A 15,358-nucleotide genomic window follows, 5' to 3' on the forward strand; every position below is an offset into this window, starting at 1 on the left:
GTCATACGCTCCTGCTGCGGGAGAAACTGTCGGTTGCCTCGACGAGATGGTGGACGATGCCCGGCTCGAACGATGCGTGACCGGCGTCGTCGACGATCTCCAACTGCGCGGCGGGCCAGGCGCGGTGCAGATCCCAGGCGCTGCGCATCGGGCAGACCACATCGTAACGGCCCTGGACGATGACCGCCGGGATGTGCGCGATGCGGTCGATGTTCGCCAGCAGTTGTCCATCCGCGAGGAATCCGCGGTTCATGAAGTAGTGGTTCTCGATGGTGGCGAAGGCCAGGTCGAATCGATCAGTCTGATCCGAGTTATCTTGTGGCAGAAGATAACTCGTCTTGTTCTCCCACGTGCTCCATGCAGTCGCGGCCCGCTGTGCCCGTTCGCGGTCGGCGCCGGTGAGAATCCGGTGGTACGCCTCCACCAGATCGCCGCCGCGCTGATCCTCCGGGATCGGATCGAGGTAGGTCTCCCAGAGATCGGGGAAGATGTTCGCCGCGCCGCCGTTGTAGTACCAGTCGATCTCGCTGCGGCGCAGCAGGAAGATCCCGCGCAGCACCAGTTCGGTGACGCGCTCGGGATGGGCCTGGGCGTAGGCCAGGCCGAGGGTCGATCCCCACGAGCCTCCGAAGACCTGCCAGGCGTCGATACCCAGATGGACGCGCAGCGCCTCCATGTCGGCGATCAGATGGTCGGTGGTGTTGACCGAGAGGTCGCCGCCGTCGGCGATGTGCGGCCGCGACTGTCCGCAGCCGCGCTGATCGAACAGGACGATCCGGTAGCGGGCCGGATCGAAGAACCGGCGCTGTCTGGGCGCCGTTCCTCCGCCCGGCCCGCCGTGGACGAAGACGACGGGCTTGCCTTCGGGGTCACCCGAAGTCTCCCAATAGATCTCTTGTCCGTCACCGACGTTCAGATGTCCGGATTCGTAGGCCTCGATCGGTGGGTACAGGGTGCGCATACCCTCAGCCTAAGTCACGCGCCGACGGCGCTCATGCCCGTGCGAGACCGGTGATCGGCGCTGGCTGATGTGACCGCGGCTCGGATCAGTACGAGTGCTCCGGGCCGGGGAAGGCGGCGGTGGCGACCTCGGCGGCGTAGGTGCGGGCGGCCTCGCGGAGCTGGTCGCCGACCGCGGCGTAGCGCTTCACGAACTTGGCGGTCTTGCCGTGCGTGTATCCGGCCATGTCCTGCCAGACCAGCACCTGGGCGTCGGTCTCATTGCCCGCGCCGATACCGACGGTCGGGATGGTCAGCTTGCGGGTGATCTGCCCGGCGACGTCGGCCGGGACCATCTCCATGACGACCGAGAACGCGCCCGCCTCCTGCACCGCGATGGCGTCGGCGACCAACTGATCGGCGGCGTCGCCGCGCCCCTGAACGCGGAATCCGCCGAGTCCGTTGACGCTCTGCGGGGTGAACCCGACATGGCCCATGACCGGGATGCCCGCAGCCGTGAGCGCCGCGATCTGCGGTGCGACGCGCTCGCCTCCCTCGAGCTTGACCGCGTGCGCGCCGCCCTCCTTGAAGAAGCGCACGGCGGTCTCGAGCGCCTGCTGGGGACCGGCCTCGTAGGTGCCGAACGGCAGGTCTGCGACGACGAGGGCGTGCGGTGCTCCGCGGACGACCGCGCGGACCAGCGGAATCAACTCGTCGATCGAGATCGGGATGGTGGTGTCGTAGCCGTAGACGACGTTGGCGGCCGAGTCGCCGACGAGCAGGACCGGGATCTCGGCCTCGTCGAAGATGCGGGCGGTGGAGTAGTCGTACACGGTCAGCATGGGCCACTTGTGACCCTCGGCCTTCCACTGCGCGAGATGGTGGACGCGGGTCGCGCGGCGAGGTGCCTGCGTGCCGGTGTCCGGAGTGGAGCCGTAGACGGGTGCATCCGACATGATCTGCCTCATTTCTGCCTCGAGTCCCGCTCGTGCGGGTACCCGGGTTGGTGTGGACGCCCTCGATTGTTCCACCGGGCCGAGGAGGGGAGAACCCGCGGTTCGGTGGGATTGGTCACACGGCGGGCCCGTCGTGACAAGCCCTGGCGCGCGGGCGCGGTTACGCGCGTGTGTAACACGCGCGTAACCGCGGCCCTCTAAGGTTCGGGTATGGACCGCCAACAGGAATTCGTGCTGCGCACCCTCGAAGAGCGGGACATCCGCTTCGTCCGACTGTGGTTCACCGACATCCTCGGCTATCTGAAATCGGTGGCGATCGCGCCGGCCGAACTGGAAGGCGCGTTCGCCGAGGGCATCGGTTTCGACGGGTCGGCGATCGAAGGCTTCTCTCGCGTGTCCGAAGCCGACATGGTGGCCAAGCCCGACCCGTCGACCTTCCAGATCCTGCCGTGGCGCGACGAGGGCGACCTGTACTCGGCGCGCATCTTCTGCGACATCACGATGCCCGACGGTTCGCCGTCCTGGGCCGACCCTCGCAACGTGCTGCGCAGGCAGCTCAACCGTGCGGCCGATCAGGGGTTCACCTGCTACGTCCATCCGGAGATCGAGTTCTTCCTGTTGAAGGACAAGCCGATCGACGGCACGCCGCCGATTCCGGCCGACCGCGGCGGCTACTTCGATCAGGCGTTCCATGCCCTGGCACCGAACTTCCGCCGCCACGCGATCGACGCGCTGGAGGCGATGGGCATCTCGGTGGAGTTCTCGCATCACGAGGGCGCGCCGGGGCAGCAGGAGATCGACCTGCGTTACGCCGATGCACTGTCAATGGCCGACAACGTCATGACCTTCCGCTACCTGGTGAAGCAGGTGGCCTTCAGCGACGGGGTCCGCGCCACTTTCATGCCCAAGCCCTTCAGCGAGTACCCGGGCTCGGCGATGCACACGCATATGAGTCTGTTCGAGGGCGACACCAACGCCTTCCACAATCCCGACGACCCGATGCAGCTGTCGACGGTCGGCAAGCAGTTCATCGCGGGGATTCTGAAGCATTCCGGTGAGATCAGCGCCGTCACCAACCAGTGGGTGAACAGCTACAAGCGCCTCATCTACGGCGACGAGGCCCCCACCGCCGCCACATGGGGCGGCGCCAACCGCTCGGCGATGATCCGGCTGCCGCTCTACACACCGAACAAGGCGTCGTCGCGCCGCGTGGAGATCCGGACACCCGACTCCGCGTGCAATCCCTACCTGACGTTCGCGGTGCTCCTGGCCGCGGGCATGAAGGGGATCGAGAACGAGTACGAGCTGCCGGACGAGGCCGAGGACAACGTCTGGGCGCTCACCGAGGCCGAACGTCGCGCGATGGGCTACCGCGAGCTCCCGGGCTCACTCGCCGATGCGCTCGTCGAGATGGAGAAGTCGGAACTGGTGGCCGAGACGCTGGGTGAGCATGTCTTCGACTACTTCCTGCGCAACAAGCGCGCGGAGTGGAACGCGTACCGCGGCCGGGTGACGCCGTACGAGCTCGAGAACTACCTGCCGCTGTAAGGGAGGCACGTGTGACTGTTTCCCGTGGCCGTTCCACCGTCCCCAGCCCCGGCCGCCTCGGTCTGCTGCAGCCCGAGGCGCGCGCGCGTCTGGCCTCACTCGGCTGGACCGAACCGGAGCACATCGACCTGTTGTGGTCGCTCTCGCGGGCGGCCGACGCCGATCTGGCCCTCGCCGCGCTGATCCGGCTCCGCGACGCCGACCCCGACGCCTGGCCGGAGATCAGCCGGCTGATGGCCCGTAACAAGCATTTCCGGGGGCGTCTGCTCTCCGTGCTCGGCGGGTCGGACGCGCTGGGCGACCACGTGGTCGCCGAGCCCGGCACGTGGCGGCTGCTTCTCGACGACGAGCTGCCGGACGAGATCGCGGTCCGCGAGTCGCTGCTGAGCGCGGTGGCCGCGACCCCCGAGCCGGGCGCGGACGAACGCGGAGATCTCCTGTACCGCGCCGGGGTCACCGGTCCGGACGCGGTAGCCGCGCTGCGCTGCGCCTACCGGGACCAGTTACTCGTCCTGGCGGCACACGATCTGGCGGCGACGGTCGAAGACGAGCCCGTCCTGTATCTGCCCGAGGTGGGGGCACGCCTGTCCGATCTCGCCGACGCCGCAATGACCGCGGCCCTGGCGGTGGCGATCGCGACGGTGCTCGACGAGGATCCCCTCGAGATCGATCTCGCGGTGATCGCGATGGGCAAATGCGGGGCGCGCGAACTGAACTACGTCAGCGATGTAGACGTGGTCTTCGTCGCCGAGCCGGCGGACTCGGTGTCGGCGCGCATCGCGGGGGAGATGATGCGCATCGGCTCGTCGGCGTTCTTCGACGTCGATGCGGGACTGCGGCCGGAGGGAAAGCGCGGCGCCCTCACGCGGACGCTGGAATCGCATGTGGCGTACTACCGTCGGTGGGCCAAGACCTGGGAGTTCCAGGCGTTGCTGAAGGCCCGCCCGATGACGGGATCGATGAAGCTCGGCGCCGCCTACATCGAGGCCACTTCGCCGATGGTCTGGGACGCGTCCGAACGAGACGACTTCGTACCGGAGGTGCAGGCGATGCGCCGCCGGGTCGAGGCACTGGTGCCGCCGGAGGAGAAGGCTCGCAATCTCAAGCTCGGGCGCGGCGGACTGCGCGATGTGGAGTTCGCGGTGCAGCTGCTCCAGATGGTTCACGGCCGCGTGGATCCGGAATTGCACGTCCAGTCGACCGTCGACGCTCTCGCCGCGCTCACCGACGGCGGGTACATCGGGCGTGACGACGGCGCGAACTTCTCGGCGTCGTACCAGTTCCTGCGGATGCTGGAGCATCGCCTGCAACTGCAGCGGCTGCAGCGCACTCATCTGCTGCCCGATCCCGACGACACCGCGGCCATGCGGTGGTTGGCGCGGGCGGCGCACGTGCGGCCCGAGGGCGACAAGGACGCGACCCAGGTCCTCGGCCGCGAGCTGCGCAAACAGCGGACCCGGGTCCGGCAGCTGCATGAGAAGCTCTTCTACCGTCCGCTGCTGGAGTCGGTCGCCCGACTCGACAAGGGGGCGCTGCGGCTGTCGGACGAGTCGGCCAAGCGTCAGCTCGCCGTGCTGGGCTGGGCGTTCCCCGATCGCGCGCTCGCGCACATCCGGGTGCTCGGATCGGAGCCGGGGCGCAGCGGCCAGATCCAGATGCTGATCCTGCCGAGTCTGCTCGAGCACATCAGCGACACCCCCGATCCCGATGCCGGCCTGCTGAACTACCGCAGGCTGTGCGACGAGGTGGTGGGCGTCGACTGGTTCCTGCGCCTGCTGCGCGACGACGCGGTGGTCGCCGAACGGCTGATGCACGTTCTCGGCACCAGCGAGTACATCGCCGACCTCCTGATGCGCTCGCCCGACGTGATCCAGCTGTATTCGACGGGGGCGACCGGACCCAAGCTCACCGAGGTCGATTCGGCCGACGTGGTGAAAGGTCTGGTCGCCTCCACCATGCGGGCGACCGACCTCGACCGGGCGATCGCCGTGGCGCGGTCGCATCGACGCGCCGAACTCGCGCGGATCGCCTCGGCCGATCTGCTCGGGCTGATGTCGGTGCAGGAGGTGTGCCGGGCGCTGTCGACCGTCTGGGCGGCGGTGCTCGGCGCGGCGCTCGACAAGGTGATCGCGTCGACGCTGGACCGCGGGGCGCGGGCGCCGGCCCGGATCGCCGTCATCGGGATGGGCAGGCTCGGCGGTGGCGAACTCGGCTACGGGTCGGACGCCGACGTGCTGTTCGTGTGCGAGCCGGCCGACGGCGTCGACGAATCGGAGGCGCTGCGCTGGGCGCAGACGGTGGCCGACCAGGTCCGCAGTCTGCTGGGGACGCCGAGCGCCGATCCGCCGCTCGAGGTGGACGTCGGTCTGCGGCCCGAGGGGAAGAACGGGCCCATCGTCCGGACCCTCGGATCGTACGAGGCCTACTACCGCCAATGGGCCCAGCCGTGGGAGGTGCAGGCGCTGTTGCGCGCCCACTCGGTGGCCGGCGATTCCGACCTGGGGTTGCGCTTCCTCCACATGATCGACGTGACGCGGTACCCCGAGGGCGGGGTGTCCGCGGAGGCTGTTCGGGAGATCCGGCGCATCAAGGCCCGCGTCGACTCCGAACGACTGCCGCGCGGCGCCGATCCGGCCACTCACACCAAACTCGGCCGCGGCGGGCTCGCCGACGTCGAGTGGACGGTGCAGTTGATGCAGTTGCGCTACGCGCACAAGTACCCGCAACTGCACAACACGTCCACGCTCGAGACACTCGAGGCGATCCGGGAGCTGGAGCTGCTCACCGAGGACCAGGTGGACATGCTGGCGGACGCCTGGCTGACCGCGACCAAGGCGCGCAACGCGCTCGTGCTGGTGCGCGGCAAGCCGGTCGATCAACTGCCGGGGCCGGGGCGCGCTCTGCGATCGGTCGCGTACGCTGCGGGATGGCCGCAGGACGAGGCGCAGGAGTTCCTGGAGCACTACATGCGGGTGACGCGACGAGCGAAGGCCGTCGTGGTGGAGGTATTCGAGAGCTGATCGACCCGGCCCACGGAGTCGCGGCCGGACGAGAGGCGTGCTGCGAGACGTGAGCATTCTGCACCGAGCGTGGGGCCGACCGGTCGCCGATGCGATCACCGCGGGTATCCGCGCCGGCCAGAAGGCGGCCGCGCCGGCGTTGCGTGCGGCGCAGACGCTCGCGCAAGCTCTGCCTCTCGACCTGCTCGTGGAGGTCGGCAGCGAACGGCAGCGCGCGTCCAACCGGGTGGTCTACGACTTCTTCTCCGGAATCGGTCCCGAACTGGCGCATCCCGGCGGATCGCTGCCGGGCGCGAATCGGTGGGACGTTCCGTGTGATCCGGAGCATCCGGTTCCGGTGATCCTCGTGCACGGCACGGCGGGCGGTGCGCAGACCAACTGGGGCACATACGTTCCGCTCCTTGTGGGTGCGGGATTCTCGGTGTTCACGCTCACCTACGGAGCCACGGAGGGCGCCAGGTGGCCCATCTCCGCGCTCGGCGGCATGAGCCGGATCGAGGACAGCGCCGCCGAGTTCGGCCGATTCGCCGAGAAGGTGATGGCATCGACGGGAACCGACCGCATCGACGTGGTGGGGCATTCGCAGGGCACGCTCGTCCCGGCGTACTGGGCCAAGTTCCTGGGCGGGGAGGACCGGATCCGAAGATACGTCTCCCTCGCCCCCTTGTGGCAGGGGACCTCGACTTTCGCCCGCGCACGCCCCGTGGCCGCGCAACTCGAGCGCCGGCTGGGGATCGATCCGAGCGCGGTGATCCCATGTCATGCCTTGCCGCAGATGATGCAGGGGTCGACGTTCCTGCGCCGCCTGAACTCCGGCGGCAGTCCGTACGTGCGCGGGACCGCGTACACCAACATCTCCACGGTTCACGACGAACTGGTGCGCCCGTACACCTCGGGGCAGGCGGAGGGCGGACCCGGTCACGACGTCACCAACATCGTCCTGCAGGACGGGTGCGGCAAGGACTTCTCCGACCACCTGGGCATCTGCGGCTCGCCGCGCGCCGCGGCGATGGTCGTCAACGCTCTCGAGGGCCGCGACGTGCGCGTGGTGCCCTGCCGGCTGGTGGCGCCGTTCTTCGGCTCGCCGCTGCTGCGCCGAACCGGTGGGGCCCCGGAGTTCATCACACCGTTCGCTCCGTCGCGACGGGATCGCTGACGTCGGCTTTCACGCGATTCCGCGGCGAAGCCTTGACATCCGGACGGAGAGGGGTGAGTGTAGTCACACCTGAACAAACCGAACGCTCGGTAGTGAGTGTTCAATTCTGGAAGGTGTGACTCCCATGACCGATGCTCCCGACCTTACCGATCTGCTGGCCGACGCACCGTCCAACTGGGGCAAGTGGGGCCCCGACGACGAGGTCGGATCGTTGAACTACCTGACCCCGGACCAGGTTCTCGCGGGGGCGTCGGAGATCCGGAAGGGCGAACTGTTCACGCTGCAGCGGCTCATCGGAGACCCCGCCGGCGATCCGGTGTGGCCGGGCCGCAGTCCGGCCACCCGCGAGATGATCTTGGACGAGTCGCACTGGGACGAGGGCGGCGACGGGCCGGCGTTCCCGGGCGGATTGCACTACGCCGACGACAAGCTGAACGCATTCCTGCAGGGGTCCACGCAATACGACGCGCTCGGCCACGTCTGGTACGACGGCAAGATCTGGAACGGCTTCGACGCCCGCACCACCATCGGTGGCCTCGACAAGGCGAGCGTGGAGCCGATCGCCCAGCGCGGTGTCGCGGGGCGGGCGAATCTGCTAGACATGGCCCGATTCCGCGGGAAGGACTATCTCGACCCGGGGGAGACGTTCACGCACGAGGATCTGATCGCCTGCGCCGAAGCGCAGGGCACGCCGATCGCCGAGCGCGACATCCTCATGATCCGGACCAACCACCTGCAGTTGTTCTTCGAGAAGGGAGACGCCTTCTACGAGGACTTCTGCGAGTCGGGACTGGTGTACTCGCCGGAGCTCGTCGAGTGGTTCCAGGAGATGGAGATCCCGAACCTGGTCACCGACACCATCGCCAACGAGGTGACCTTCGACCCCGACAGCGGAGTCGCGCTGGTGCTGCACAACGCGCTGATGCGCAATCTCGGTATCGCGTTCACCGAGATCTGCGACTTGGAGCGACTCGCCGAGGACTCCGCGGCGGACGGTCGTTACACGTCGTTCTACGTCGCGGCCCCGCTCAAGATCCACCGCGCCACCGGTGCCCCGGTGAACCCGGTGGCGATCAAGTGAGCGCGTACACCGACCGTCCCTGGCTCGCGCGGTATCGGGCCGGTACGCCGACGGACATCACCGCGGAGAACGCGTCCGCACTCCAGATCTTCATGAGCGCCGCCGCCCACGCTCCTGACGCTCCGGCGATCAAGTACTTCGACGGAGTGCTGACCTACGGCGAACTCGACGCGGCCGCGGACGCGCTCGCCGGTGCACTGCGCGCCGACGGCTTCACGGCCGGGGATCGCTTGGCGGTCTACGTGCAGAACAACCCGGCGTTCGTGATCGGACTCCTCGCGGCGTGGAAGGCCGGCGGATCCGCCGTGGCCGTCAACCCGATGAATCGACAGCGAGAACTCGCCTACCTCCTCGAGGATTCGGGGGCGACGGCGCTGCTGACGCTGAACACTCTGTACGACGAGGTGGCCGCGGAGGTCATCGCGGGCGGCACGACCGCCGTCCGCACGGTGATCTCGGTGTCGGCGCTCGACGGTCAGTCGCGCGACGACGACCGGGTGCTCGGCGACCAGAGCGCCGACGTGCCGGTCGGCACCCGTGCCCTGTCGGCGATCATCGCCGAGCACGACGGCACTCCCGTGACGCCGACGGCGCCGTCTGCGGACGATCTGGCGGTCTTGACCTACACGTCCGGTACCACTGGAAAACCCAAGGGTGCGTTGAATACTCACGGCAACCTGGCGTTCAATGCGCAGACCTACCGGGACTGGATCGGGCTCACCGGTGAGGACGTGGTGCTCGGCGTCGCGCCGCTGTTCCACATCACCGGTCTCGTGGGCCACGTGATGCTCGCTCCGCTGCTCCGGATTCCGCTGGTCCTCACGCACCGGTTCGCGCCCGCGGTGATGGTGGACGCCGTGCGCGAACACCGTCCGACGTTCACCGTCGGTGCGATCACCGCCTACATCGCCCTCGCCGACTCCGGCGGCGCGCGGCCGGGTGACTTCGACTCGCTGCGGGCCCTGTACTCGGGCGGCGCGCCGATCGCGCCCGCGGTGGCCGATCGTCTCGAATCGGTGTTCGGTGCGTACATCCACAACATCTACGGCCTCACGGAGACCAACTCACCGTCGCATGCGGTGCCCTTCGGAGTGCGGGCGCCGGTGGACGGCGAGTCCGGGGCCCTGTCGGTCGGGGTGCCGGTGTTCAACACCGTGGTCCGGGTCGTCGACGACGACGGTGAAGACCTGCCGGTGGGTGCGATCGGCGAGTTCGCGACCTCGGGGCCCCAGGTGGTGCCGGGATACTGGAACCGTCCGGACGCCACCGCCGAGTCGATTCCCGGCGGTGAACTGCGCACCGGCGACGTCGGCTTCATGGACTCCGACGGCTGGTTCTACCTGGTCGATCGCAAGAAGGACATGATCAACGCATCCGGTTACAAGGTGTGGCCCCGTGAAGTGGAAGACGTCTTGTACGGTCATCCGGCCGTCGCCGAGGCAGCGGTGGTCGGCGTGCCCGACGAGTACCGGGGGGAGACGGTGAAGGCCTTCGTCTCCCTTCAACCGGGCAAGGCCGCCACCGGCGAGGAGATCGTCGAGTTCTGCAAGTCGCAGATGGCGGCCTACAAGTACCCGAGATCGGTGGAGATCCTCGACGAACTGCCGAAGACCGCGACCGGCAAGGTGTTGCGCCGCACGCTGCGCGACCAGGCGGCCGCGCGCGCCTGAACGGCGTCGCCCCGCGCCTGTCGGCGGTCGGGTCCCGACCGGCTCAGCCCGGCCGGGACCCGACGCCGTCGAGTCCCGCGAGACGGAGACCGAAACGGCGGTAGCGGACCGCGATGTCGGCGGGATCGTCGATGCGCTCCAGCCGGCAGACGCCGGTGCAGAGGTCGAGGACGGCGCGCGCGGTCGCCGCGGAGTCCTCGTCGTCGCCGTCGGGCAACTGCGCGCGGACCACCTCGAGCAGCCGCCCCGACACCGCCTCTATTCGCGGCCGGTCCGCGGGGTCGAGGTTGGCACGGTCGGTCACGACGATCCGCATCACGTCGCGCCGAACCGCGGCGAACAGCGCGACCGCCTCGCAGACGTTGCCGAGTGCGAGCACCCGGTCGTCGACGTCCGCGGCGGCCTCGACGTGTGCCGCGAGCTCGGTGTACGCGAGGTCGAAGACGGCGGTGAGCAACGACTGCTTGCTCGGATAGTGGTGATACACGCCGGCTGCGCTGAGTCCGGCCGCGGCCGCGACGGTCCTCATGGTCGCGCCGTGATATCCGGTCTCCACGAAGCAACCGATGGCCGCGGCGAGGGCGGGGTCGATCTCGCGGTCGGGATAGTCGCGCCAGTCGAACTCCTTGGCCGCGTCGGCCGGCTGTGGTGACTGGAGCTCGGTGAGCGCGGTGATCGTCGTGTCGAGTTCGGCGGCGATGGCCGCGAGCCGTTCCGGTGAGGCCGCGGTCTTGCCGGTCTCGATCCCGCTCATCGTCCCGACGCTGACTCCCACGCGACGGGCGAGCTCTCGCATCGAGATCCCGGCGAGCTCGCGAGCCGGCCGGATCATCAGCTGCGCGCGGGCGCATGGATCGGGCATGGGGTCAACGGTAATAGGCCGCAACGGTTCCGGGGCGCGACCGGGCCGCGAAAGCGACCTTGTCCCGGTTGCCGCCGCTTACAATCGCGGGTGCGGGCAACCAGCGACGAATGAGGGCGCGAACTGATGATCGACGACGGATCCGACCTGCCGAGGCCGACATCCGGGCTCACGATGTTCCACGAAGCGGTCGCCGCCGGCTCCGGCCGTCCGCTGATCCGCTACTTCGACGGCGTGCTCACGATGCGCGACGTCGACAGGCATTCGGATGCGCTCGCGCACCACTTGATCGGACAGGGATTCTCCTCGGGCGACCGGCTGGCCATCCTCACGCAGAACAGCCCCGCATTCGTCATCGCCCTCGTCGCCGCGTGGAAGGCCGGCGGGATCGCGGTACCGCTCAACCCGATGAACACCCGGCGGGAGACGGCGTTCGCGTTGGTCGACACCGGTGCGCGGGCGCTCGTGTGCCTCGACGAGTTGTACGCCGCGGGTGCGCAATCGGTGATCGCCGACGGCGACACCGATGTGCGGACGGTGGTGCTGACCTCGATCGGCGACTGGGCGGCGAAGACCGACCCGGCGCCGGGATCGCTGCCCGCGCTGCCGTGGTCCGGCCCGGTGCGCGGCGCCGATCCGGGCCGCGACGACCCCGCTCTGCTGCTGTACACGTCGGGCACCACCGGAGTGCCGAAGGCCGCTGTGGTGACCCACGGCAACCTCACCGCGGGCGCAGAGCTGTTCCGCCGGTGGACGACGATCGGCTCCGATGACGAGATCCTCGGGATCACTCCGCTGTTCCACGTCACCGGAATCGTCGGCCACGTGGCGCTCGCGCTGCGTGTGGGGGCGCCGCTGATCCTCGCGCACCGGTTCGATCCGCCGGTGCTGGTGCGCGCGCTGCGCGAGCATCGGCCGGCATTCGTGATCGGCGTCATCAGTGCGATCGTCGCGCTCGCCGAGGAAGCCGACGGTCCCGACGACTTCCGGTCCGTGAAATGGCTCGCGACCGGCGGTGCGCCGGTGTCGGCGGACACCGCCGCACGGGTGGCCGAACGCACGGGCACCGAGCTCAGCATCGTCTACGGGCTCACCGAGACCACCTCGCCCGCGATAGCGACGCCCGTGGGGCGGCTCGGGCCGATCGACCGCGAGTCCGGCGCACTGTCGATCGGGATGCCGGTCGCGGCCACGCGCTGCCGAATCCTCGACGACTCCGGAGAGCCGGTCGGCCCAGGTGTCATCGGCGAGGTGGAGATCGCCGGACCGCAGGTGAGCCCCGGGTACTGGCAGGACGGTTCGATCGTCGGCGGCCCGGGCGACGGCGCGCTGCGGACCGGCGACATCGGCTTCCGCGATACGGACGGGTGGGTGTTCCTGATCGACCGGCGTAAGGACATGATCACCACCGCCGGCTACAAGGTCTGGCCGCGCGAGGTGGAGGAGGTGCTCTACCGCCATCCGGCGATCGCCGAGGCCGCCGTCGTCGGAGTGCCCGATGACACACGAGGCGAAGTGGTCAGCGCCTTCATCGCCTTCGAATCCGGGGCCACCGCCACCGTCACCGACATCGAGGAGTTCGCGGCGGCTCAGCTCGCGGCGTACAAACGTCCCCGCAGCATCACCGTGCTCCCTGCCCTGCCGAAGACGGCCACCGGCAAGGTGCTGCGCAGACGCCTGCGCGGATGAGCCGACCGAGGCCGGTTCAGCCCTGTGCCTCCAGGATCTTGAGCCCGAAGACGATGGTGTCGCCCTTGTTGATGGAAGCGCCCGGATTGCCGTCGGGATAGCCGTCGGCGGAGGGGATCACCACGCCGACGGTGGAGCCGACCTTCTGGCCGACGAGGGCCTGACGGAAGCCGGGAACCACGCCGGAGGCCGGGAACTGGGCCGGCTCGCCTCGCTGGTAAGCGCTGTCGAAGACCTGACCCGTGGTGCCGTTGACCCCCTCGTAGCAGACGGAGACGGTGGTCGCGTCGGTCACCTCGGAGCCATTTCCCGCGATGAGCGTCTTCACCTGAGTCTTGTCGACCTTGAACGGTGTGGTCAGGGTGATCGCCGGCGCAGCGTTCTTCGCGTCGTCGGTGACGGTGAAAGCGGCCTTGCCCTGCACGCCGTCGACGGTCCACGAGGGCGCTCCGGAGACGTTCTGCGGCGTCGGCGCGCAGCTCGTGGTGTCGGCGGCCGAGCTGTCGCCGTCGTCGGACGAGCACGCGGTCAGGGCGAGCGCGGAGGCGGCGAGGGGAAGGAGGACCAGTGCCTTGAGCTTCATGGTCGATCAGCCTATCCGTCGGTCGCCGAGGCCGGTTCCGCAGCCATGATCTTGAGGACGAACACGATGCTGTCTCCGGGCTTGATGGTTCCGTCGGGACTGCCGTCGGGGTATCCGTCGGCGGAGGTCATCACCACTGCCACCGAGGCGCCGACGCGCTGTCCGACGAGCGCTTTGCGGAAACCCGGAACCACGCCGTCGGCGTGCAGGCGGGTGGGCGTGCCCTTCTGGTAGGAGCTGTCGAAGGTCTGGCCGTCGCGGCCGTCGACGCCCTCGTAGCAGACGTTGACGATGGAGGCGTCCGTGATCTCGTCGCCGGTTCCCGGTGCCAGTGTCTTGACCTGGGTCTCATCGACGCTGAACGGCGGGGTGATCTTGATGAGCGGCCCGGCGGTATCGGTGGAGGCGGCGATCTCCGCGCTGCCCGTCGCACCCATCACCTGCCACTGCGGTCTGGTGTCGGCCGGCGGATCGGCCTCCGGGCACATCCCGCCGTCCATTGTCGGACTGGGCGTGGTCACGTCGAGGCTGGTCTGCGCGCTGCCCGCGGTGTCGTCGGAGGAGCATCCGGCCACGGCCAGCAGGGCCGCCGCCGCGGGGACCAGGAGGAGAGACTTGCGCTTCATGGGCGACGACACTAGCAGCCCGGACTGATAGGTTCCTGGGCCCGGACGTGGCACGAAAACGTCGGTGGCACACCTCACGCAGAGCGGCGGCTCGGAGTCCCCCGACAGGACTCCGAGCCGCCGCCCGCACGTGTGGTGCCCGGTTCCGGTCAGGCTCCGATGGCCTTGGCGATCATCGGCCAGGACGAGTGCAGTTCGCGCTCCCAGTAGCCCCACGAGTGGGTGCCCTGCGGATGCAGTTCCACGCGGGCGGGGATCTTCAGCTGCGCCAGGCGTTGCGCCATCTGTTGGGTGCAGACGTTGGTGGCGGCTTCGATGGCGCCGCCGAGAACCACCCGGTCGGCCAGCGAGACGCCCTGCGCCGCGGTGCTTCCGGGCTCGATCGACTCGTCCTGCCCGGGGAGCCCGGAGTTGGAGGAGAGATAGATCTGGGTGCCGCGGAGCTTCTCGGCGTTGAGGTACGGATCGTTCTTGCGCCAGCCGGGGCCGTCGTACGGTCCCCACATATTGCGGGTGTCGGCCTTGCCTCGGCTCTCCACCACCGTGCGGATGTACTGCTGGCCGACCTTGTCGCTGGTGCGAGCGCAGCCGCTGTACGAGGCAGTGATCTTGTACAGCGCCGGCGCGGCGATGGCGAGGTTCAGTACCGATGTGCCCGCCATCGAGATGCCCGCGATGCCGTTCTTTCCGCTGGTCTTGAACCTCTTGTCGAGCAGGGGAGGAAGCTCCTTCGTCAGGAAGGTCTGCCACTTCTGCTTGCCGAGGACCTCGTCGTCGCGCTCCCAGTCGGTGTAGTAGGAGAACATGCCCTTGAGCGGGGTCACCACGTTGACGTGCTTGGTGCGGAAGAACTCGACGTAGTTGGTGCGCAGGGCCCAGCTCGCGGAGTCCTCGCCGCCGCCGGCGCCGTTGAGCAGGTACAGCACCGGAGCCGGCTTGCGGGTGTCGGCGGGCCGCAGGACGTCGAGCGGGATGTCGCGCTGCATCGACTGCGAGTAGACGGTGACCACTTTGTGCTGCGGGGTGGCACCGTCGGCCACCGACACGATGTGGGAGGGAGCCGTGGCGGACGCGGACGCGGCCATGACCGTCGTACCGGTCGCAGCGGCCGTCAGGGTGAGCAGGCCGGCGAACAGACCTGCCAGGGAACGGATCTTCATACGAGTTCTTTTCACTTCCGTGAGCGACGCGAGCCGCTGCGGTATCGGGGGGCCGGGAGGGCGCCGGA

At 68.8% G+C, this 15,358-nt stretch carries 12 protein-coding genes; 6 read left to right on the plus strand and 6 right to left on the minus strand.

The features are described from left to right. Position 1: 1 nt before the first annotated feature. On the minus strand, positions 2-961 hold the full coding sequence (gene pip, locus ABFX36_RS09185) for a prolyl aminopeptidase (protein ID WP_006895241.1): 960 nt from the start codon (positions 959-961) through the stop codon (positions 2-4). An 85-nt stretch (positions 962-1,046) separates the two neighbouring features. Then, entirely contained in the window at positions 1,047-1,895 is an 849-nt protein-coding gene (gene panB / locus ABFX36_RS09190) for a 3-methyl-2-oxobutanoate hydroxymethyltransferase (protein ID WP_006895242.1), read from the minus strand. Positions 1,896-2,105: 210 nt separating this feature from the next. On the opposite strand from panB, the gene glnA reads away from it, so the two are divergent. From glnA to ABFX36_RS09215, 5 genes are all read left to right on the plus strand, one after another. Beyond that, a complete protein-coding gene (gene glnA, locus ABFX36_RS09195) occupies positions 2,106-3,443 on the plus strand; it encodes a type I glutamate--ammonia ligase (RefSeq protein WP_006895243.1) in 1,338 nt (445 codons plus the stop codon). A gap of 11 nt (positions 3,444-3,454) precedes the next feature. Further along, on the plus strand, positions 3,455-6,463 hold the full coding sequence (locus ABFX36_RS09200) for a bifunctional [glutamine synthetase] adenylyltransferase/[glutamine synthetase]-adenylyl-L-tyrosine phosphorylase (protein WP_062366641.1): 3,009 nt from the start codon (positions 3,455-3,457) through the stop codon (positions 6,461-6,463). A 49-nt stretch (positions 6,464-6,512) separates the two neighbouring features. Next, positions 6,513-7,619 (plus strand): esterase/lipase family protein, encoded by a 1,107-nt coding sequence (locus ABFX36_RS09205; RefSeq protein ID WP_231650251.1) that lies wholly within the window; start codon positions 6,513-6,515, stop codon positions 7,617-7,619. Positions 7,620-7,743: 124 nt separating this feature from the next. Continuing rightward, on the plus strand, positions 7,744-8,700 hold the full coding sequence (locus ABFX36_RS09210) for a cyclase family protein (RefSeq protein ID WP_006895246.1): 957 nt from the start codon (positions 7,744-7,746) through the stop codon (positions 8,698-8,700). Further along, positions 8,697-10,370 carry an AMP-binding protein gene (locus ABFX36_RS09215; RefSeq protein ID WP_006895247.1) on the plus strand — a complete coding sequence of 558 codons (1,674 nt, stop codon included), beginning with the start codon at positions 8,697-8,699 and terminating at the stop codon, positions 10,368-10,370. The genes ABFX36_RS09210 and ABFX36_RS09215 overlap by 4 nt, the downstream gene beginning before the upstream one ends. 43 nt (positions 10,371-10,413) lie before the next feature. Here the strand turns inward: ABFX36_RS09215 and ABFX36_RS09220 are convergent, their stop codons facing one another. Further along, the gene (locus tag ABFX36_RS09220) at positions 10,414-11,232 is read right to left on the minus strand and encodes a TetR family transcriptional regulator (RefSeq protein ID WP_006895248.1); all 819 of its coding nucleotides are present in this window, start codon (positions 11,230-11,232) and stop codon (positions 10,414-10,416) included. Positions 11,233-11,358: 126 nt separating this feature from the next. Between ABFX36_RS09220 and ABFX36_RS09225 the strand changes: the two genes are divergently transcribed. Further along, a complete protein-coding gene (locus ABFX36_RS09225; protein ID WP_006895249.1) occupies positions 11,359-12,921 on the plus strand; it encodes an AMP-binding protein in 1,563 nt (520 codons plus the stop codon). A 16-nt stretch (positions 12,922-12,937) separates the two neighbouring features. Here the strand turns inward: ABFX36_RS09225 and ABFX36_RS09230 are convergent, their stop codons facing one another. The 3 genes from ABFX36_RS09230 to ABFX36_RS09240 form a co-directional block, all read right to left on the minus strand. Further along, entirely contained in the window at positions 12,938-13,504 is a 567-nt protein-coding gene (locus tag ABFX36_RS09230) for an FKBP-type peptidyl-prolyl cis-trans isomerase (RefSeq protein ID WP_006895250.1), read from the minus strand. Positions 13,505-13,515: 11 nt separating this feature from the next. Beyond that, a complete protein-coding gene (locus ABFX36_RS09235; RefSeq protein ID WP_039866935.1) occupies positions 13,516-14,130 on the minus strand; it encodes an FKBP-type peptidyl-prolyl cis-trans isomerase in 615 nt (204 codons plus the stop codon). Positions 14,131-14,279: 149 nt separating this feature from the next. After that, positions 14,280-15,290 (minus strand): alpha/beta hydrolase, encoded by a 1,011-nt coding sequence (locus ABFX36_RS09240; RefSeq protein ID WP_006895252.1) that lies wholly within the window; start codon positions 15,288-15,290, stop codon positions 14,280-14,282. Positions 15,291-15,358: the final 68 nt, after the last annotated feature.

Source organism: Gordonia cholesterolivorans (genome assembly GCF_039531975.1).
Lineage (GTDB): Bacteria > Actinomycetota > Actinomycetes > Mycobacteriales > Mycobacteriaceae > Gordonia > Gordonia sihwensis.

Bases quoted from the DNA above. Each gene is read 5' to 3' on its own strand.
- ABFX36_RS09230 (WP_006895250.1), bottom strand. From the start codon at position 13,504: ATGAAGCTCAAGGCACTGGTCCTCCTTCCCCTCGCCGCCTCCGCGCTC.
- panB (WP_006895242.1), bottom strand. From the start codon at position 1,895: ATGTCGGATGCACCCGTCTACGGCTCCACTCCGGACACCGGCACGCAG.
- ABFX36_RS09235 (WP_039866935.1), bottom strand. From the start codon at position 14,130: ATGAAGCGCAAGTCTCTCCTCCTGGTCCCCGCGGCGGCGGCCCTGCTG.
- ABFX36_RS09220 (WP_006895248.1), bottom strand. From the start codon at position 11,232: ATGCCCGATCCATGCGCCCGCGCGCAGCTGATGATCCGGCCGGCTCGC.
- ABFX36_RS09225 (WP_006895249.1), top strand. From the start codon at position 11,359: ATGATCGACGACGGATCCGACCTGCCGAGGCCGACATCCGGGCTCACG.
- glnA (WP_006895243.1), top strand. From the start codon at position 2,106: ATGGACCGCCAACAGGAATTCGTGCTGCGCACCCTCGAAGAGCGGGAC.
- ABFX36_RS09210 (WP_006895246.1), top strand. From the start codon at position 7,744: ATGACCGATGCTCCCGACCTTACCGATCTGCTGGCCGACGCACCGTCC.
- pip (WP_006895241.1), bottom strand. From the start codon at position 961: ATGCGCACCCTGTACCCACCGATCGAGGCCTACGAATCCGGACATCTG.
- ABFX36_RS09240 (WP_006895252.1), bottom strand. From the start codon at position 15,290: ATGAAGATCCGTTCCCTGGCAGGTCTGTTCGCCGGCCTGCTCACCCTG.